General features: G+C 44.1%; 14 protein-coding genes. 4 read left to right on the forward strand and 10 right to left on the reverse strand.

Annotated elements, in window-relative coordinates:
* Window positions 1–44 precede the first annotated feature (44 nt).
* Window positions 45–1,010, reverse strand: coding sequence for a helix-turn-helix transcriptional regulator (locus BFJ94_RS06085; protein ID WP_120461855.1), 966 nt, complete (start codon window positions 1,008–1,010; stop codon window positions 45–47).
* 294 nt (window positions 1,011–1,304) lie between these two features.
* Here BFJ94_RS06085 and mreC point away from each other — a divergent pair, with 294 nt between their 5' ends.
* Window positions 1,305–2,081: a rod shape-determining protein MreC gene (mreC, locus tag BFJ94_RS06090; RefSeq protein ID WP_162944202.1), complete on the forward strand. Its 777-nt coding sequence runs from the start codon at window positions 1,305–1,307 to the stop codon at window positions 2,079–2,081.
* A 99-nt stretch (window positions 2,082–2,180) separates the two neighbouring features.
* Here mreC and BFJ94_RS06095 read toward each other — a convergent pair whose 3' ends face one another.
* The 3 genes from BFJ94_RS06095 to BFJ94_RS06105 form a co-directional block, all read right to left on the reverse strand.
* Entirely contained in the window at window positions 2,181–3,527 is a 1,347-nt protein-coding gene (locus tag BFJ94_RS06095) for a lytic polysaccharide monooxygenase (RefSeq protein WP_162944407.1), read from the reverse strand.
* Between the two features lie 713 nt (window positions 3,528–4,240).
* Window positions 4,241–7,399: a collagenase gene (locus tag BFJ94_RS06100; protein WP_229717232.1), complete on the reverse strand. Its 3,159-nt coding sequence runs from the start codon at window positions 7,397–7,399 to the stop codon at window positions 4,241–4,243.
* 298 nt (window positions 7,400–7,697) lie between these two features.
* Window positions 7,698–8,579 (reverse strand): AraC family transcriptional regulator, encoded by an 882-nt coding sequence (locus tag BFJ94_RS06105; RefSeq protein ID WP_120461858.1) that lies wholly within the window; start codon window positions 8,577–8,579, stop codon window positions 7,698–7,700.
* A gap of 120 nt (window positions 8,580–8,699) precedes the next feature.
* Between BFJ94_RS06105 and BFJ94_RS06110 the strand changes: the two genes are divergently transcribed.
* Both BFJ94_RS06110 and BFJ94_RS06115 read left to right on the forward strand, forming a co-directional pair.
* A complete protein-coding gene (locus BFJ94_RS06110; protein ID WP_120461859.1) occupies window positions 8,700–10,805 on the forward strand; it encodes a DUF5054 domain-containing protein in 2,106 nt (701 codons plus the stop codon).
* Window positions 10,806–10,824: 19 nt separating this feature from the next.
* Window positions 10,825–13,272, forward strand: a complete 2,448-nt coding sequence (locus BFJ94_RS06115) for a glycoside hydrolase family 38 N-terminal domain-containing protein (RefSeq protein WP_120461860.1) — start codon at window positions 10,825–10,827, stop codon at window positions 13,270–13,272.
* Between the two features lie 164 nt (window positions 13,273–13,436).
* Here the strand turns inward: BFJ94_RS06115 and tnpA are convergent, their stop codons facing one another.
* The 5 genes from tnpA to BFJ94_RS06140 all read right to left on the reverse strand — a co-directional run bounded on the left by tnpA (window position 13,437) and on the right by BFJ94_RS06140 (window position 17,582).
* Window positions 13,437–13,910: an IS200/IS605 family transposase gene (tnpA, locus tag BFJ94_RS06120; RefSeq protein ID WP_120460925.1), complete on the reverse strand. Its 474-nt coding sequence runs from the start codon at window positions 13,908–13,910 to the stop codon at window positions 13,437–13,439.
* Between the two features lie 207 nt (window positions 13,911–14,117).
* Entirely contained in the window at window positions 14,118–15,503 is a 1,386-nt protein-coding gene (locus BFJ94_RS06125; RefSeq protein ID WP_162944203.1) for a DUF4832 domain-containing protein, read from the reverse strand.
* A 260-nt stretch (window positions 15,504–15,763) separates the two neighbouring features.
* On the reverse strand, window positions 15,764–16,192 hold the full coding sequence (gene arsC, locus BFJ94_RS06130) for an arsenate reductase (thioredoxin) (RefSeq protein WP_120461862.1): 429 nt from the start codon (window positions 16,190–16,192) through the stop codon (window positions 15,764–15,766).
* Window positions 16,193–16,197: 5 nt separating this feature from the next.
* Complete coding sequence (arsB, locus tag BFJ94_RS06135) at window positions 16,198–17,250, reverse strand: ACR3 family arsenite efflux transporter (protein ID WP_120461863.1); 1,053 nt, start codon at window positions 17,248–17,250, stop codon at window positions 16,198–16,200.
* Window positions 17,247–17,582: an ArsR/SmtB family transcription factor gene (locus tag BFJ94_RS06140; RefSeq protein WP_240431898.1), complete on the reverse strand. Its 336-nt coding sequence runs from the start codon at window positions 17,580–17,582 to the stop codon at window positions 17,247–17,249. The genes arsB and BFJ94_RS06140 overlap by 4 nt, the downstream gene beginning before the upstream one ends.
* Window positions 17,583–18,170: 588 nt before the next feature.
* Here BFJ94_RS06140 and BFJ94_RS06145 point away from each other — a divergent pair.
* Complete coding sequence (locus BFJ94_RS06145) at window positions 18,171–18,983, forward strand: class I SAM-dependent methyltransferase (RefSeq protein ID WP_120461864.1); 813 nt, start codon at window positions 18,171–18,173, stop codon at window positions 18,981–18,983.
* Window positions 18,984–19,117: 134 nt separating this feature from the next.
* On the opposite strand, the gene BFJ94_RS06150 is transcribed toward BFJ94_RS06145, so the two are convergent.
* A complete protein-coding gene (locus tag BFJ94_RS06150; protein WP_120461865.1) occupies window positions 19,118–19,801 on the reverse strand; it encodes a succinylglutamate desuccinylase/aspartoacylase family protein in 684 nt (227 codons plus the stop codon).
* Between the last annotated feature and the right edge of the window lie 18 nt (window positions 19,802–19,819).

Consider the following 19,819-nt stretch of genomic DNA (forward strand, 5'->3'; position numbering starts at 1 on the left):
AAATAACCTATTTGGGAAAAAAAATCAATGGACTCGGTGCATTTTTACTTCCGTACGGGTCTGATATACTTCCAAAACCGCTCCGGATCATGATAAAAGTAAATTATTCTACCGGGGGAAGTATCAAAGCAGTAACCGGTATCTGCAAAATCAAAAGTTGCCATTGCCTTTTCAATCTTTGCCTCCACACTACGATTTTCCTGCTCATAATCGAATGGCCCATGTTCAAAAACAAGATACTCGGCTTCGGGAACATCAATCATAAGCATTTGTGATGGTACTTCGCCTTTATAATCAAAAGGAAGACGTACACCATGACACTCTGTACGCGGAACCCCCCAATCGCAGAGTCTGCCGTCCGGATCATTAATGTACGCCATAATCTGCCCACTGCTGCTGTTAGATTCGCTCCCACCCACGTCATCCAATTTGCCCTTGATACTATCGAGTAAGCCGCAAATTGTTTCGCAGTCCTGTCCCGGAATAAGACTTTGCTTTTGCCAAAAATCCCAATACCCATTACTCTCATAGTTTTTAATGTGCAAAAATTTGTGTGCGGGAATAGTTACAAAATAAATTTTAACATCATCTGTAGATTTCATCATACCAATCTCTCCAAATCCTAAAAAGTAGCAGTCGAAAAGGTTTATTTTAGTACGAAGAACGACAGGCTTAGGCTTTTTTCGGTACTCACTTGGAGTTACACCATATGTTCCCTTGAAAGCTCTGGTAAAAGCTTCATGTGATGAGAAACCATAGTCAAAAGCAATGTTCAAAATACTTTTTTCGCTATCCCGCACCTCTTTTAGTGCAAAGGCTAATTTTCTAAGCCGCAGATAATCCCTAAATGGCATACCCGATATTTCTTTGAATTTCCTCGTTGTATAAAATTCGGAATAACCCAGCCTGCGAGAAAGAAAACGTAGTGTCAAGGCTTCATCATTATAATTTTTGATACATTCGTCAATTTCATCAACAATTATTTGAATTTGCTTCTGCCACTCGTACATTCGTTTTTTCACCTCATTTCAACCACCCTACTTTTACTATAAGTATATAGGGAGAGTACTGCTTGATTTTACTTGCTATTATTTCATGCTATGATATGTAAGAGCCATTTTCCCGAAAAGAGGTGAAGGCTATATGCCTGATTCAAGAAGAATAAAGCAAATAGCCTTCATCCCTTTTCACTCATACCTCTATCACTCCTTAATGTTATGCTTCTTTGTACGTTTCTAAGGTTTAGAAGGTTTCGTAAAATCAGAATAAGTTTATTTTCAATAGGTTCAAAGGGGAAATTCAATTTGTATTGGTATAAGAGAAAACGTAAAAAGAGCAAAATGATTGTTGCTGTTTCTGTGGTTGTTTTTCTTATTGGCTCACTATTTGCTGCTTCGTATTATAAATTCAATGTTTCGTTGCTGCAGCGTGAAATGTTCCATTTAGTATCTATATACATAGAGAATAAGCAACTGAAAAAGTCAATTGAATTCCTCAAAATTCAAGATATGGATTTAAATATGATGGAATCTGAAAATAAGCAATTAGTCAAAGCTTCTAAAGCAAAAAAACAGTTGCCTCCTTCTTATTCATATTCAATCGCTAGAATTATTGATTATATACCTCCGATAGAAAACAACATCCCCGTTGAATCAATTATCATCGATCTTGGTAAGTTAGATGGAGTAAAAGAGAATGATTCTGTTATATCCCTCGATCAGGATCTAATAGGTGTTGTTACAGAGATAAAGAACCATACATCTACCATACAACTAATAAATTCAGGGGAATTCTTAAAAAATCAAGGGATATCGGTGAAAGTAGGGGACCATTCAACAATTGGAGTTCTAGAATATGATCTTCTAGAGAATACAGCAGTTATTAATAAAATTTCGAAAGATAGTAAAATAAATGTAAATGACAGCGTTAAAACAAATGGAGGAAATGAATCAAAGTATCCTGCAGGTTTTAGTCTTGGAACGATCAGTTCCGTATCAACCAATCGCTTTGGTTTGTCGCTTCAAGCAACCGTTGAATTATCCCCATTACCGAATGATATATATGTTTTTATAGTTCATTGATATTTGTCAAGAACCCAAAAAGGGTATAAGATCGACCCTTAAAAATAAGCCCGCCGCTCTTTTCAAGCGGCGGGCTTCCTACTCATCTAAATCCTGGGTTTACGGTTGTAGCTGCCAGAGAGCGGGCACGTTGCTCGGCTCCCAACCCGGCAAGGAGGTATGGGCCTGGGTGCATTTGTACACCTTGCCGTTATAGGATACGAGTGCATTGACCGCATAAGCGGTATTGGGCTCCCATGGCGTTGCACTTGGACCGTCAGGCGTTGACACCGTCACAGCATTGCTGTCGCCAGATTCGTTGTTCGACGGGTCGTAAGCGCGGACCGTAAACGTATATTGCGAGTTCGGTGACAAACCGGTAACGACCTTCTCGGTTGCCGTTCCAGTGATGGTAGCGATGACCGTATTGCCGTTGTAAATCCGGTAACCCGCGATGCCGGAAGCATCTGTGGATGCATTCCACATCAACGTAACTGACGTTGACGTCGGGGTTCCCATCACATGCAAGCCGGTCGGATTGGTCGGCGGCGTCACGTCAACCGGAAGCTCCGTGGTCGTAAACTGGACACTATTGCTGGACGGCGATCGATTGCCGGAAGCGTCGAACGCCTTCACAGCTAAGTTATAAGTCGTGCCCGCCAATAGATTGGTGAGATTGGCGCTCGTCTGACTAGCAGGCACAGTGGCGATGACATTGACGCCGTTGTACACCTCATAACCCGTGACGGCAATGTTGTCCGTCGAGGCCCCCCAAGTCAGCGTAGCCGTCGTTGTGCCCACGTTGCTGACCTCCAAATTAGTCGGCGCCGTAGGCGCAATGCTGTCGCCAGGACCAAATTGAGCATCGATGACGACGTACCAGGCATTTTGAGTATCCGCGATATCCCACACGCCGAGGATGACATGATAACCGTCTCTTTGCGGTACGTTGCAGGAATGGGTTAACGTGGCCGGCGGTTGCTGACCATTCCCGTTAATTGTACAGAACGGAGTCAGATCAAACTGGGCGCGGGTCAACGGTGCATTGGGATTCCAATCCGGCTTGGTGATGAAATAACGGTAGCTTGTCGTGGCATGACGAGCGGTAAAATTCCAAGTAAAGTTATTGGTGCCGCTCGTCATGTTCACCTTGTTCCAGCGCGTAGCTGATTGTTGGTCAAGCTGAGCGAAGCCGGCAAGACCGGCGCTAGCGATTTTACCGTCAGGGGGTCCGGCAGCAGGAAAGCCTTTCGGCCCTTCCAGGCTCTGAGGTTCATAGATGATCGGGCCGCAGTTGGTATTCAATCCGTTTTTACACTGGATCGCGCGGCTGGCCGGGTCATTAATATATCCGTGGGCTGACACGATCTTCGAGAACGCGAACGTACAAGCAAATACGAGCAACAATCCGCCGCCGATCAGCATTAATCGCTGGATGAAACGGGAATCCAAACGGGTTTGAAACATCATCACATTACCTCCCATGATTTGGTTTGGTCATCATGTGCCTTTCATTTTTCGACACCATCTTTGCCGCGATCCTTTAAGTTCCCTCCTCTCTTCAATATGATCCTGCCAAGGCTGTGCACAACCGTTAACGTGGGGGCATCCGCTCCTTTTTAAGCCGATTTATATAAACTCTAAGGAGCTTATATACTCGTACAAAGTCATGAAAAGCAATACCAATCACATTGTGAGAAGCATAAACAAGCGAGTTGGAAATCTTCATGGGAAGGTGAATTAAGCGTTTACAATTCTGCTCTCCTATATAGAATCAGCTATATAATCTGCCAACTAATGCTGACATTCATAGCTCGCAACTATGCAGGGATCAAAACCAAAAGTACACCCATGAGTAAAGTATGGAGGGGATTAACATCATATCTCAAAATGGAGGAATCTATATAGATAGGTATAATAGAGTTTTGTCACCATTGGAGTCGTGTTAGCGGAGTGTCATAAAGCCAAGTAAAGTAGATTTATGGGGCTGACAGAAAAGAAAGATATACTATAGTAAATGATGTATATATTATTAAATAATAACCATTTCTTGTCAAGATTTATTATCAAATAGCACTTGGTAAATGCAAAAAAAAGCGTGCCGCTCATTCAAGAGTGACACACTTTTCAGGTTACAATAGCACTCCGGTAACCTACTTACCGGTTTATGAATTTAAATACTATTGAATTTGGAGCTTGTAGCGTACATCCTCATCGGCATATTTATATACATACAAATGATACCGACCAGGCCCCGCCTCGACTTGACCCTTCATCCAATTTCCGTCTATATCAACAGGATACAGAACCTGCTGATTATCGCCCTCGCGGTACAACACCCAGTTTACGTGTTCGCCCTGTTGCTTCTCCAATCCAATGTTCAACGAGGTCGATTTTTCCAAGTCAATCATAAATACATCCTGTTTGTCGTCTCCTTCAAGCGTTCCATTTACTATTCGGCCTAATGGTACCGGTCCGTTAGCCATGTCAGGCGCATCATTCGGTTCAGTCTCCTCAAATAGAGATAGCTCTGATTCAGGCTGTTGCTGCGCATCCGACTTAACAGACAGACGGTACGACTGATCTCCATCTGCTACCGCATATACATGCAAATAATAGATTCCCGGCTCGGAAACTGATATGGAGCCAGCTAAGCTGTTCCCTACCATTTTAGTTGGATAGGCCTTATAATTATCTGGGTCAGACTCATGGAAAAGCACCCAAGCTACTCCCCGTGTCTGCGCTGATTCCAATTCGATCGTCCATTCCCCCACCTGCTTCGCGTTAAAACGGTAAATATCCAGCGCATCTGTATTACTCACTTTACCGGAAACCGTTTTTCCTGTATCGTCGAGCCGGATAGCTGTTTTCCATGTGTCGTTCGGTTCACGATCCACAGGTTCTTGTTGATCGCCGTCATGATTCCCGCTGTTGTCTTCGTTACCGTTTCCGGAATTGGCGCCATCGCCCGGCAATGTAACATCCCCGCCGTCTGCACCTTCTGGAAGCTTGCCATTGAACACAACTTCATATTCAAAATTGCCTTCATCATTAACGCGATAATTAGTAAAATATGCAGTAAGCGTTTTGTACCCATTCCATGGTTTATCCGATAAGGTTTGCAAGAAGCCATCCGTCAACTGGTTCATTGTCTGCCAGTCTTGTTCTATTCCTGCAGAAGCACCGCCGACATAAGTGCCGCGCAGCTCGTACGACTTGAACAAGCCAGAATTACTTTTCTTAACGCTTCTGTTGCCCAGCTCAGCCACGTTCGTGATCTCATCGTAAATTTCAATTTCCGGCTTCTGCTCCACTGCTTGCAAATAGTCGTCAGACACCAGCGGTACCGACAATTCATCGTAACGTGCGACCTTCTCACCAATGGAGCGTTGGTACGATTCGTTCATGCGCGCATCGCCGCTAATGGAAGTGAGCTCATGCTCGTAAGCATTCGCATCATTGTATCTGATCGCGCGATGAATCCGATCCATGGCCGAGAAATCATGATGATATAAATAATCATATAGTGCAAAGGAATAATTATAAAATTGCCACGATCCATAGTTCGAATTTACCGTATCCGACACAGTGAAGCGCTGCTCCGACTCGTCAGCCACCAAATAGCCGACAACCGACTTGCGAGGCTGAATTCCCTCCATTCGCGTAGCGCCAGCGAAGAATTCAGCTCCCCCTTCGTCGAACCATTGCATGCGTCCGCCTCGATACAACGGCCCTTGGCCAAACATGCCCGGTACCTCAAAGCGTGCTTGCAAATAATGGGTGAACTCGTGCCGGAACAACTCTTCCAAACTATAAATGCTTTGCTCTTCCGTGCGATCAAATGTAAAGAAGGTGCCATCCCCTTCGATGTAAATGCCGCCGTTGTCCGTATCATATCCGTATAAAAACCGGTTCATTTTATATTCATCTGGACTGTTATAAATAACGATCGTCAGCACATCGTCTGGATTTCCCGCCTCTAATGGCTGGTCATTGCCGATGACCCGGTGGAATTGGGCCTTCACTTCTTTCGCCGCCCAATACAGGCGTTGGAGCTGCTCTTGGGTCAATTGGCCGCCCACCTGGAACACAAACTGGCCATCATCGAATTCAACTCGCTGCGGCAAATAATGTTTCTTCCCGAGCTGCTTCAGTTCGTCTATATCAACCCGGTTGCCGTAAGCGTCCTCCCCATCGTAATTCTGTGAAATCTGATCAGCTGCAACGAAATAGAGCTCCCCCAGCTTCGGATTCGTCTGCATAACGCTCGTCAGCACCTGGTTCGCTTTCTGCGGGTCGCTATGATAATGCCCGAGCGTACCAGTATAGTAAATCGCATTGCTGGTCAACCATTTCCTATCCTCTGCTGTGGAACCTTCGCTCCCCAGACGGAATAATTGCTCCAAATATCCGTCGATGTTTTCCTTGAATTCGGCCTTCTGATCCGGTTCGATCATGCGATACATCAGAACATATCCAATGCCCTGGATTACGTCGTAGAAGGCCTTTCCCGATAAAAAATTACCACCCAATTGCTCTTGGCGATCCGTAAAGTCTGACAAAAGTCCGGTTAACCGGTTGATGATATATGTATCGGCTGTGACGTTAGAAATCAGTCTGCCCGTTGATGAAATCACCGAATGCTGCACTTCATTTCCCCAAGTAAAGGAAGGATTATCTACAATCGCCTTCATGGCAGGCAGCATCTTCTCACGGAAATCCAACTCATTAAGGCGACTTAGCTCCTTATTGTAATACCCCAGGTACACACCGGAACGCAGTACCTCTACCAGCGTTGGAATGCCTTGTATATCCTCGGTCGTAAATCGTCTGCCGCTTTCCTCCAGCCGATCAATGATCGCTTGCATACGATTCTCGTCCGAATAAAAACGCTGGGTATCCTCATTCAATTTGAACAACTCAGGGATCTTCTCCCACTCAATGCTTACAAGCAGATCTGTAAGCTCCTCATACGACATTGCATTCAAATATGCCATGCTGTATGTCGATCGCTCGCTTGAGCTTGAGCTCGTCAAGGCTCTAGTCTGCGACTCCATAATCCCTGAAACTTCAGACTGTTCCGCAATCGGTAGACTCCCATCGAAGTCGAACGGTAAATCAGTTGCAGAAGGATCTTGCTGTGCGATTACATTGCGATATCCAGAGTGAACGGCGTCTTCCCTAACGTTCCATCCTCGCTCTTCAGCCGCAGCGAAGCCCGCTGTACTCCCCGCTGCGACAGTGGCCGCCAACATAATCGAAGACCACTTCATCCATGCCCGTTGTTTCATCTGTTGTTTCTTCAGTTGCTTTTTCTGCTTTTTCGTCATTTGTTTCATCTGCAGTTATCTCCCTTGTGCGAATTTGTGTACGTCCACGATAGATGAACGATAATTCTAATATCGGCGTGACACAGAGCTGCAGTCATACGGCTAAATTCCTGTTTTTTCCCGTGGATAGTCCTTTCGGATCAGTAATATACTCCAAAAATAGGGACTTTCTCCCTTGGCAAATTACCCCTTTTATTCTGGAATTTCGTATCGTTAAACTAAAAAAAGCCGCGATTTCCGCGACTCCTTCTGAATATGGTCAGTGGCTGCTTTCAAAGTGCATTTGCTATTGTTCCAGATTATTGTCTCACTTCGTATTTTGCTTTCTCCACGCCTTCGGCGTCATCCCAATCATTTTTTTGAAGACCGTTGAAAAATGCTGACTAGTCTTGAAGCCTAGTTCCATGGCGATATCCGTTATGGACATCTCCGATTCCTTCAACACTTGACATGCATAATCCATGCGAACTCGTTCCATATACGCAGTAGGAGATTGTCCATTCGTTTCTCGGAACACGCGATAGAAATGCGACTCGCTTAACCCCATCTCTTCCGCAAGCTGTCCGATTGTATATCGTTCAAATGGATTTTGTAGAAGTCTTTCTTTCAGCTGCAATGTGTAGGTATGCATGTTTGGAGATTGTACAACATGCTGCGGATGATGCAGAATATGCAGCAAAAGCTCCAAGACGTAATGACGAAGCTGAAATTCAAGTAATTCCGTATGCTGCTGCTGTTGAAGAAGCTGTTTCAAGCGTTTGAAATAGATGACAATATCTTTACTGACTAATTGTACGCGAGGACAGTTTTGTATCCATTTGACGAAGATCTGTCGCTCCTCCTCTTGGAGTCCGAACCATTCTTTCTCCTGAGCTGGATCCCGAATAATCATCCACCAAATGGTGGACGGCCCAATATAGTCAAAGCTGGCACGATGTCGTTCACCTGGTCTTGTATGAATGATATGCTGAGCATTCGTACTGTAAGGTTCTTCTCCTACTTCCCAATCAACCGCTCCCTGATCAACATAGACAAACTCGTAGGCATCTTCATGCATATGACTCGTCAAAGGTGTTGCTTTGCTGAAATGATCATATCCCAAGAGAACTAAATCCTCAACACGAGCCGCCGGGCCGTGTTCCCAATCTGCAAAGTATACCCATCGTTCATTTTTGATATGTTCTGTCACCCTATTACACAACCTCTGCAAGTATATGTTTCTGATCCTATTAGATATAAATCGGAAAGTCAAATGAGATAAATTTTAATACAATGAGGGCGTAATCATCAGGAAGGAGCGATACGCTTGATGAAAGACCGAGTACAAATTCACGTTATATTTAAGACACATTTGGACATTGGCTACACGGATCTCGCACAAAACGTTACGGATCGCTATATGAAATTGTTCTTCCCAAAAGCAATACAAACAGCGGAATATTTCGATAAGCATCCAGAAAAAGGTTCTTTTATCTGGACTACTGGCTCTTGGTTAATCCATCATCTATTGAAGCATGGAACCGCCGAGGAAAAGCAACGAGCAGAAGAAGCGATAGCCAAAGACTATTTAAGATGGCATGGGCTTCCTTTCACCACCTATACCGAGTTATATGATAGCGAATTGCTCGATTATAGCATTCAAATGGCAATGCGGCTTGATGAACGATTTGGCAAACATACGATCGCAGCCAAGATGACCGATGTTCCGGGGCATACCCGCTCCTTAGTCACGCATATGGCGAAGGCTGGATTGAAGTATTTGCATCTAGGTGTCAATCCATCTAGCCATGTTCCCCATGTCCCTGAAATGTTCCTATGGCGAAATACAGACGGCTCTGAAATTGTTGTCCATTATAGTAAAGATTACGGCACAACTTTTGAAATAGAAGGATTGAATGATGTTCTTTACTTCGCGCACACCCATGATAACCATGGACCTTCCACGGTCGAGCAGATTGAGGCAGAATTCGCACAGCTGCAAGCGGCGTATCCGCATGCCGAGATTAAAGCTTCTACTTTAGATCAATATGCCGAAAAGGTATGGGCCATTCGCGATGCCTTGCCTGTTGTGGAAGATGAAATCGGAGACAGCTGGATTCACGGCTCCTCCACTGACCCTTATAAATTGGCGTGCTACCGGGAATTACTTCGCTTAAAAAGCAAATGGCTACACGAAGGGCAATTGACGGCAAACGACGTAGAATACCACAATTTCTGTGATGAATTAATTATGATCCCTGAGCATACCTGGGGCGTAGATATCAAAAGATATCTTGCGGACTATGCCCATTATGATAAGGATGATTTTCAAAAAGCTAGAAAGCGTGACAAGGTTGATATTAGCCTGAATCCGTTGGAATATCGTTTTTACGAAATGAATTCACGTGCCGAAATGATCGAAATGTTCGGTGATGAAGCCGAAGATAAGCTGAATTCACGCTCCTTTAGTCTTATGGAGCGATCCTGGCAGGAGCAGCGTGAGTACCTGGATCAAGCGATTCAAGCACTTCACCCTGCACGGCAAGCTGAAGCGCAGGCTGCTTTACTCGCTTTAAAGCCTGCTCGCAACGAGCTTGCTGATGCAGCTAGTTTATCTAGTGATCAACCTTATGCATTAGGAGATTTTGAAGTTGTATTTGAGGATACTGGCGCTATCGTCGGACTCAAAGATGCTCAAGGTCGAGAATGGGCAGGACCTGACAATCTGATCGGATTATTCTCTTACGAAACCTATTCACAGGCGGACTATGAACGCTGGTATCGTGAATATCATGTAAGATGGAAATATACGCATGTATGGGCAACTGGAGACTTCGGCAAGCCAGGAATGGACTTAACTAAAGAATGGATTACACATGAAATTATAACTCCGAAGCTCTTGTCCTTACAGGCTGTCTATGGCGAAGATCAGGATGTCGTGCTTGCCAGCTTGCGTATGCCAAGAGCGGCATGGGAGCGCATGGGAGCTCCCAGAGAATTAACGCTGGAGTACGTCTTCAAGAAAAATACGCATTCACTGGAATGCAAGCTGCAATGGTTTGACAAGGATGCCTATCGCCTTCCTGAAGCGACTTGGATGAGCTTTAATCCGATCGTTAACAATCCGAATCAATGGAAGCTGGACAAACTAGGACAACTCATTTCACCTTTGGACGTTGTAAAAGGAGGAAATCGCAACATGCATGCCGTACAGCGAGGGATGTACTATGCAGCCGCTGATGGAAAGGTTCATATTGATACCTTGGATGCTGCCCTTGTATGTCCTGGAGAACCTCGCTTGGTTCAGTTTGATCATACTTTTGCTCCGCTCTCCGGGGGGATGCATGTGAATTTGCATAACAATGTATGGGGTACGAACTTCCAAGCATGGTATGAAGAAGATGCTTTATTCCGTTTTAAGTTGATGATCCTGTAACTGCGAAAGGAGTTTGACTATGAGTCAAAACAAACCATGGAAAATTTATGTTATTCAGCACTCTCATACCGATGTTGGCTACACCGAACGTCAGGAAAAAATCAGACAATATCATGTGAATTATATCCGACAGGCTTTGCAGATTGTAAGAGATATCGAGAGCGGCGCAAGACCCGATTGGAAGGGCTATAAATGGGTCTGTGAAACCTATTGGCCTGTTGAATCATTCCTATTAAAAGCAACGGAAAAAGAAAAAGAAGAATTTGCTCATGCGGTGAAGAAAGGCTATATCGGCCTCTCTGGTACTTATCTCAATTTTAGTGAGCAATTAAGTCAAGACATGCTCTCTGTCATGATCAAAAGAATTACCGATTACGGGCTATCCATTGAATTTCCTGTACATTCTGCAATGACAGCAGACATCACCGGCTTTGGCTGGGGGTACAGTCAGGTCCTAGCCGATGCCGGCGTCGAGAATCTAATAACTTGTATCCATACGCATCATTCCATGTTCCCATTATGGAAGAAGCAAGTTCCATTCTGGTGGGAGACACCTAGAGGTGATCGTATTCTCGTTTGGAGCGGCGAGCATTACATGTTCGGTAACGATCTCGGCTTGATCCCTAGCATTGGAGGATCTTATACGATTCGCGATGATCATGATGTCCGTAATGGCGTATCCTTCGAAGTGGCCGAAGCACGATTTGACCGCTACTTAGAGCAATTAGTTGCAGATGGCTTCACATTCCCGTTCGTACCTGTGATGGTGTCCGGTCTTCCGACCGACAACGGCTCGCCAAATGCAGCGTTGATGGATTTTATTAATCCTTGGAACGAAAAGCATGGTGACCGCATCTTTATTCAACCCGCGACATTGGACGATTTCTTTGCAGATTTGGAAGGCTATGCAGAAGAACATCCTGAAGAAATCGAGACCTTCCGTGGGGACTGGCCAGATTGGTGGACAGACGGTTCAGCAACAACACCGATGCATGTGCAGATCTTCCGTGAAGCTCAACGTGTGTATACGAAGGTGAAGCAATTAGATCCTTCCTGTCAGATTGTCTCCAAAGAACGGCTTGAAGCGATAGAGTATGAGCTAGCCCTTTTCGCTGAGCATACATGGGGTTATCATTCCTCAGTCACAGAACCATGGAATCCATTCGTTCAAGAGCTGGGTTGTAGAAAAGAAGCGTATGCTGCCAATGCGAGCTCACTCGCTCATACAGCACTATATGACATCCTTGAGGCGCGTGGTGATGCGTTACTTCGTCCTAATCGTCCAATGAAATTTGAGTTATATAACCCCAATGACTATGAGCAAACCGATTATGCTCACCTCATTATGGAAGGCTGGCATGGGACGGAGTTACAGAATGGCTTCGAGGTTATTGATGAAACAACGGGTACTAAATATGATGCGCAAATGGTTACAGGACATCGTGGTGTCGTCATTACTATCCCGGTAAGCCTACAGCCTAAACAACAGGTTCAATTGACGATCAAGGCCCTTGCAGAACGCAAGCCTGTGACGGCTTATCGGACAGATTTTGTTGGGTCGGATCGCATGATGGATATCATGCCACCTGTTAAACCGCAGCTGCACATTACCCCGAAGTTCATCGAATCCCCTTTCGTTCGACTCGAATGGGAAATGGGAGCTGGCATGACGAAGTGGATCGACAAGACCACAAATGAGGATCTGCTTCGAGCAGATCGTAAGCATCATGTATTTACTCCCGTCTATAATGTAACACATGCACCTAATGAATTTGGTATGTATGATGTTCGCCGTAAGATGGGACGTAACCGTAGAGGACCTGATGCGATAACTTCAGTGGGAACATTAATAAATGTTGATATTATTGAAAAAGGAGTCCTTTACGGTAAAGTTCGTTTGACATACAGTGTGGACGGTTGCAGTCATTACTCCCTACTCGTCACGGTATACCGTGATCGTGCTCGTGTCGATGTGGCCGTACGGATTCATAAGGAAAGCGTATGGGACCCAGAAAATCTATACATCTCACTTCCTTTTGGAAGTTCCATTGCATCGGAGCAGCAAGAACTTTGGGTTCAAAAAAAGGGGGCAGCCTTACGCCCGCGAGTCGATCAACTTCCAGGTTCCCTGGCAGATTTTTACTGTGTTGATGAAGGGGCCGCGTATGTCAATGATGCACGAGGCGTTGCGATTGCCATGCCGGATACGCCGCTCATTCAGATAGGATCTCTAGATTATGAGGATCGACTCTTAAGCGGGCATCTTGAGCTAGTTAAAGATCCAGCCCACCTCTACTCATGGCCGATGAACAATTACTGGGAAACGAACTTTAAGGCAACATTAGGTGGGTTTTATGAATTCCGATACTATGTTGCATGGGGAAAAGAACTTAATACACCAGAAGCCGCTTTGACGGCATGTACGAGCATGAACACTGGCATACTGGCTTGGAGAACAAGCCAATAATCCTGTTTAAAACCTCTGCTACAATCATGACCACCCGTCCAACGGGTGGTTTGCACTTGGGGTATAACCCCCTGTTGCCAAACTGCGCCTAAAGACGCTAGCCTGACCACAAATCTGTTCAGGCTCAGTGTAATTTGTCACTTTCACTAACCAGTTAAACTGGTTTATTTCTTTTTGCTCCTGTTACTGCTAAACGGATCTTCGTACTCTTTTACACTCAACTTATCTATTGCTTGGTCATGTGCTTCTTGTTCACGAATGTATTTTGCTACGGTTGCTTCATTTAGGCCCACTGTACTTACATAATAGCCTTCTGCCCAAAATTTTCGATTCCCATATTTATACTTTAGTTGCGCGTGCTTTTCAAAGATCATTAGCGAACTTTTCCCCTTCAGATATCCCATGAATGTGGACACGGCTATCTTTGGGGGGATCGCTACCAGCATGTGTACATGATCTGGCATCATATGACCTTCCAGGATGTCCACTCCCTTATACTTACATAAACGTTTGAAAATTTCGATTAAGTCTTTCCTCACTTGATTATAGATCTCTTTCCGTCTATACTTCGGGGTGAACACAATGTGGTATTTGCACATCCACTTCGTGTGAGCTAGACTATAGCTCTTGTTTGCCATCTAAGACCATTCCTTTCAATTGAGCCTGAACATCTCAATTCTATCGGGATGGTCTTATTGGTCAAACCCTCGATCCCTCCACCCGCATAGCGGGTGGTTTTTTGTTTCGCGCGTTTCACGCACTCAACTGGCTAAAGCCATAACAAAAGAAGCCGGGAATAAAGCAAAACCCGGCTTCTTTTGTATAACATTATTTTCTCCCACGATCTATTCGATTACATCTGGTGATTCAAGTTCAAGCTGCACTTCTACGTTGCCAAGGGCATACCAACCGTCCGATTGTCGTCCAGTATTGGCTAGTTGTATAGCAGGCTGATGGGTATGCCCATGCAATATGGCCATCTCAAGCTCGTAATTCCCCAATGGCATATCTGCCGGAATCCATACGGCGCTATCGAAAAGGCTGTCTCCAGGGAGCCACTCGCGTATATTGGCGTCCGTGATGAAGACTTGGGTTGATCGATCATTTTTAAGTCTCAGTGCCAAAGGAAATTTCTTGTAGCATGGAGCGACACCAAGATTCTCCCACCAAGAAGTAAACGCAAGCTTACCACCCGGTTTTACCTTCTCAGGGAACGAAAATTTGCGTAATGCCAGGCGATAACCCATCTTTTTAAGCCAACGGTTCACATTGGGCTCCCATTCCTTGGGGATCGGTGAAGATTTTGCGTTAAAGGATGAAATATGCCATTTCAGCGATTGATCGATAATGTAATCAATATCCCACCCCATATCCTTCCAATGCTGAACCACCCAGCATACCTCTAGTGAAACGGGCGCCTTCTTCCACGCCTCTTGCATGCCAGATCGTATCAGTTGCTGTGGATAGTAATCGTTCATATGCGACCAGTCATCAGAGAACTCCCACGCTTTACCACATACATCTCCTAGGCAATCCACACGCCAGCCCACGTGGGCTTTGGACATGCCATAACTATTCGTCTTCTGATCGGTCAGCAGCATCACTAGCGGAGTTTCTTTGAAAGAATCCGTATACGCATCCACCAGCGCCTCTCTAGTTGTACGGGTTAATAGATTAGAACCGATCCCTTCCCCCCAGGAGCCTACAATGGACAGATCGATACTTTCCATATCCGGGTGGCCGTCGTATCTTCTTCCCAAGGCGCGGATAAAACCTCCGAAATATTCGGCATAAGTCGGGTCTTCCGGATCGACCATCCAACCGGGTCCATCAAACTTTTCGGGCGGTTTCCCTAGTAATTCTCGGTACCAGGCGGGAACGTCTTCTGCTTCATTTGCACCATAAGGGGCTATTCGAAGCATCAGCGTCTGTTTGCGTTCACGAGCCGTCGCCAGCGCCTTGTCAATGAGCTCCCAATTGTAGCTGCCTTTTTCCCCCTCTATGTATCTCCAGTAGATTCTGAAATAAGCGATTGAAGTCATTGGATGATTTTCATTCTCCAGGTTCCCATCGAAGTCTTGATATACAATAGGTAGTCCCTCTGTCCAACGTTTCCCTTCGTTCAATTTGTCTCCATTGAAGCGTTGAAAAGTCGTAAATCCGATTCCGGGGTTAATCAGAACATCATCGATTAATTTCGGTCTTGTGACAATGACTCTGCAAGTACTCATTCTATCTACTCCTTCCGGGGATGTTACTTTAATCATAAATCAGCTCAACTGTAGCTCAATATCAATTTATTGATTTTACTTTAGTTTTGTTTACTGTTTTCAGTTTAAGCTTACAATCTATATTGCCTCGTTTATCCAAAAAGGTTCGATCGAAACCCCAAGAAATTATCATTATAGATTTCATAATACAAATAAGGGAGCACAACATAATATTGTGCCCCCCTCTTATTTTAAAAGAAAGTTTGCTTTGTTGGTATTATTCATTTTTGAGGCAATTCAGTTAAGAATTGCTCGATTCTTGCTTTAATAGCGTCCCGAACAGAACGGAATTGATTCATAATTTCTTCTTCGGTCCCTGTTGCCTGAGCGGGATCATTAAATCCCCAATGCCACTTGATCACATTTTTATTGGAAATGACCGGGCAATGCTCATCGGCATGGCCACAAAGTGTAATCACATAAGTTGCCCGGTTCAGAATATCCGGATGAATGACATCCGATGTATGGCCGGTTATATCAATCCCGGCTTCTTTCATCACTTGAATTGCGCGAGGGTTTAAACCGTGTGCTTCAAGACCAGCACTGAGCACCTCATAATGCTCTCCACCAAGATGCTTCAACCAAGCTTCTGCCATCTGACTACGACAAGAATTTCCCGTACATAAGAAATAGACAACTGGTTTACCCATAAACATCACGACTCCTTCGGTTTGAAATATTTTCTTTCAAATCTACGTGCTACATTCACAAGTGCAATCAAAACAGGTACCTCAACCAAAGGGCCTATCACTGCGGCAAATGCTTGCCCAGAATTAATTCCAAATACACTAATTGCAACCGCGATCGCTAATTCAAAATTATTACTTGCCGCCGTAAAGGATAGCGAGGTGCACACTTGATAACTTGCTTTGGTTTTATGAGATAAGTAAAAAGAAACAAGAAACATGATAACAAAGTAAATGACTAATGGTATGGCTATACGAACTACGTCTAACGGCAAACTAACAATCATGTCTGCTTTTAAAGAAAACATCATAACGATCGTAAAGAGCAAGGCTATTAGGGTTAGTGGGCTAATCTTGGGAATAAACTTCTGAATATACCACCCTTCTCCCTTTAACCGAATAAGAATAAACCGCGTCAAAAAACCGGCGACAAACGGGAGCCCCAAATAAATAAGAACACTCTCCGCGATTTGCCACATAGTAATGTTGACTTCCACCCCTGTGATGCCGAACCATTCTGGCAATACCGTGATGAAAATGTAAGCAAATACGGAATAAAAAAATATCTGAAATATAGAGTTGAAAGCAACAAGCCCCGCTGTATAGTCAGGATCACCTTTCGCTAAATCACTCCACACCAGTACCATAGCAATACAACGAGCAAGGCCAATCATAATAAGACCAATCATGTATTCAGGCATATCGCTCAAAAACAGAATGGCTAGGACGAACATGAGGATTGGACCCAGTACCCAGTTCTGAACCAATGAGAGAAAAAGTACCTTCCAATCTTTAAATACCCGTCCCAATTTCTCATAGCGAACCTTCGCAAGGGGTGGGTACATCATCAAGATAAGACCGATAGCAATCGGTATAGAGGTAGTGCCTATTTGCATCTCAGTCAATGCATTAGATACTCCTGGTACTAAATTTCCGAGTAAAATACCGATGGCCATCGCAGAGAAGATCCAAAGCGTTAAGAATCGATCCAGGAAGGATAAGTGATGAGTAGTCTGCCTCATTCGTATTCCTCCTTTGACTTGCAAGGAGTTCCTTTTAGAACTGATTTGGATTCTTCGCTTAATTCAGGTAATCGAGTTAGTATTTCGCGAATATATGGTTTATCGTCAATATCTACCGAATAAAAAATCCATTGACCCCTACGCTCTTCTCTAACGAGGCCCCCATCCTTTAGTTTTCGCATGTGTTGACTGATATTCGGTTGGGTCATTTCTAATATTTCAACCAAATGACATACGCAAGCTTCTTGGTGAAATAAGATATTGATGATGCTTAAACGTGTTTTATCCCCTAATAACTTGAGTTGCTCTGCCATGATATCTATAGGAACCACACCATTCACTCCTTTCCATATTGGTTTCGGTCAATTGTTTCTGAAATCATTATATAATCATGCGCTTATATAATCAAGTGATTATTTGGTATTAGAAGATGATCTTATCCGCAAGAATATCTTATCTTCATCAACATATGAAATTAATGATATAATAAAATATATGGTATATTTGGTAGAAATCCACTCACAAAGGCGAAAGCTTACTTTCTTAGAATCACTTCACCTACCTATCCCTGCTCTCTTCTTTGATTCAATTTATGTACGCTATAGTTTTATAAAAAAAGGGGGGATGATCATAATCGAAATCTTTTATTCTAATTTACTTCTTTTGCTGATCCCTTGTATCATCGTGGTTATTTTAGTAACTATCATTGTCACAGTGCTTGTTTTGAAAAAGAAATAATATTGGTTTACCAGAACCATTCGATAAATGAGATTTGAGATCACATCAACGTTATATGGAACATTTTAGCTGGAATTATTCATGCGAAGCTGGTAAATTGGGAATTAACAGAGCAAATGTTCGCATTTGACAGGTTATCTGTTTAGGTTCCTATTATTTATTTATATTTGGAGGGCATCGACATGGACAAGGATTCTGCTGCTAGAACTAACATTATAGGCGCTGGAGAAGTTGGTAGCGCTATCACGGTCGACTTGGATAAGAATTCTATTCATCAAACAAACAGCATATTTTGGGACACCAAAGGAAATGACATTTTAGGAGCGACCGCACTTCCTCTCTATGGAGCATTTGTCTCAGAGGAAAATTGCCAGCTTTTTGGCGATGTCTCAGGGAAAAAGATGCTGGAGATCGGGTGTGGGACGGGTCACTCCTTGCAATATCAGGGTGAACGTAAGGCATCTGAATTATGGGCCTTGGACATGTCAGAACAACAAATCGCAAAGGCAAAGCAGCATTTGACCGCATGCGGTCTTTCAGCAAAATTTATCTGCTCTCCCATGGAAGAAGAATGCGGCATACCAAAGGATTATTTTGACTTTGTTTATTCGGTTTATGCCATAGGCTGGACCACTGACCTTGAGGGTACTTTTAGTCGAATCGCTTCTTACCTTAAAAAAGACGGTGTATTTATTTTCAGTTGGTCTCACCCTATACACAAATGTGTAGTTGCAGAAAATGATATGCTTGTTTTTAAAAAATGCTATTTCGATGAATCTTGGTATTCCGTATCTCTTGGTGAAAGTACACTAGCATTGTCGGACCGTAAACTATCAACCTATGTGAATGCACTCTCCAAAGCAGGATTTGTCATTGAGCAAATGGTTGAACAATCTGATGATGAAATTATGCAATCGCAAGACGATAACAACGAATTTGCCAAAAAAGCAAAGATGCTTCCTGTGACTTTCGTTATCAAAGCAAGGAAACTATAGTAATCGATAGCTGGTCGGAAAACCGTTATATTTTCCGTCTATTGTTCTGCCGCTTTTTAGCATTCAACAAAAAAGGGGCGTCCAGCGGTCAGCTTTCACTGACTTTCTGGACTGCCCCTTCGTATTATTCATGATCAAAATTTGATCAGACCAGCCTCCTGCATAAAGCGCTGAACCACTTGTGTGTGATATTTAATCCGTGTTTTCTTCTTTAGGCTCCAGCACGTTTCAACGGTTACCGCTTTAGCATGAATACGATCGGCCGCAGCGGTGCGGGAAGAGCCTTTAAGTTTATGCAGACGTATGTGAAACTTGTGGGAAGGGTGGTTCACACGCTTATTCATTTGTTTGATAATCTTCCGGACAACAGGGACTGCAGCATTGCCTGGATTCGTAATCAGCGTTTGGCCGAGTACATGTTTGCTTTTCGAGGATAAGCCATTGGCTTCATGGAGATCGAGATACCAGACTGGTTTATACTTTTTCATGACACTGAACAGAGCACGAGCCATCTCATGAGTTGCCTTTCCTCCTCGGCTACGTGGAAATGTACGGTTTAGATCCGGCTTGCCCCGTACTCTTTTTTTGAAGGCTGGTTGGTTTGCAATGGGGACGACAATCAGTGTCCCACGCTGGATGGTCAACCTATGGTTCCTCAACTGCTTGACCAGTTGCTGAGCAGCATAAATACTGCCAACTTCCTTTCCATGGATACCGGCCACAATCATTACTACTGGACCAGACATTTCGCCATGAAACAGGTGTAGTGATGTTTCAAAGGGTGTGTTTTGGGCTAGTTTCTGACTTTCTGTCCGCATAACCTCACCACCTCCGTT

Source organism: Paenibacillus aceti, assembly GCF_003614185.1.
In the GTDB taxonomy this organism is placed as follows: Bacteria; Bacillota; Bacilli; order Paenibacillales; family Paenibacillaceae; genus Fontibacillus; species Fontibacillus aceti.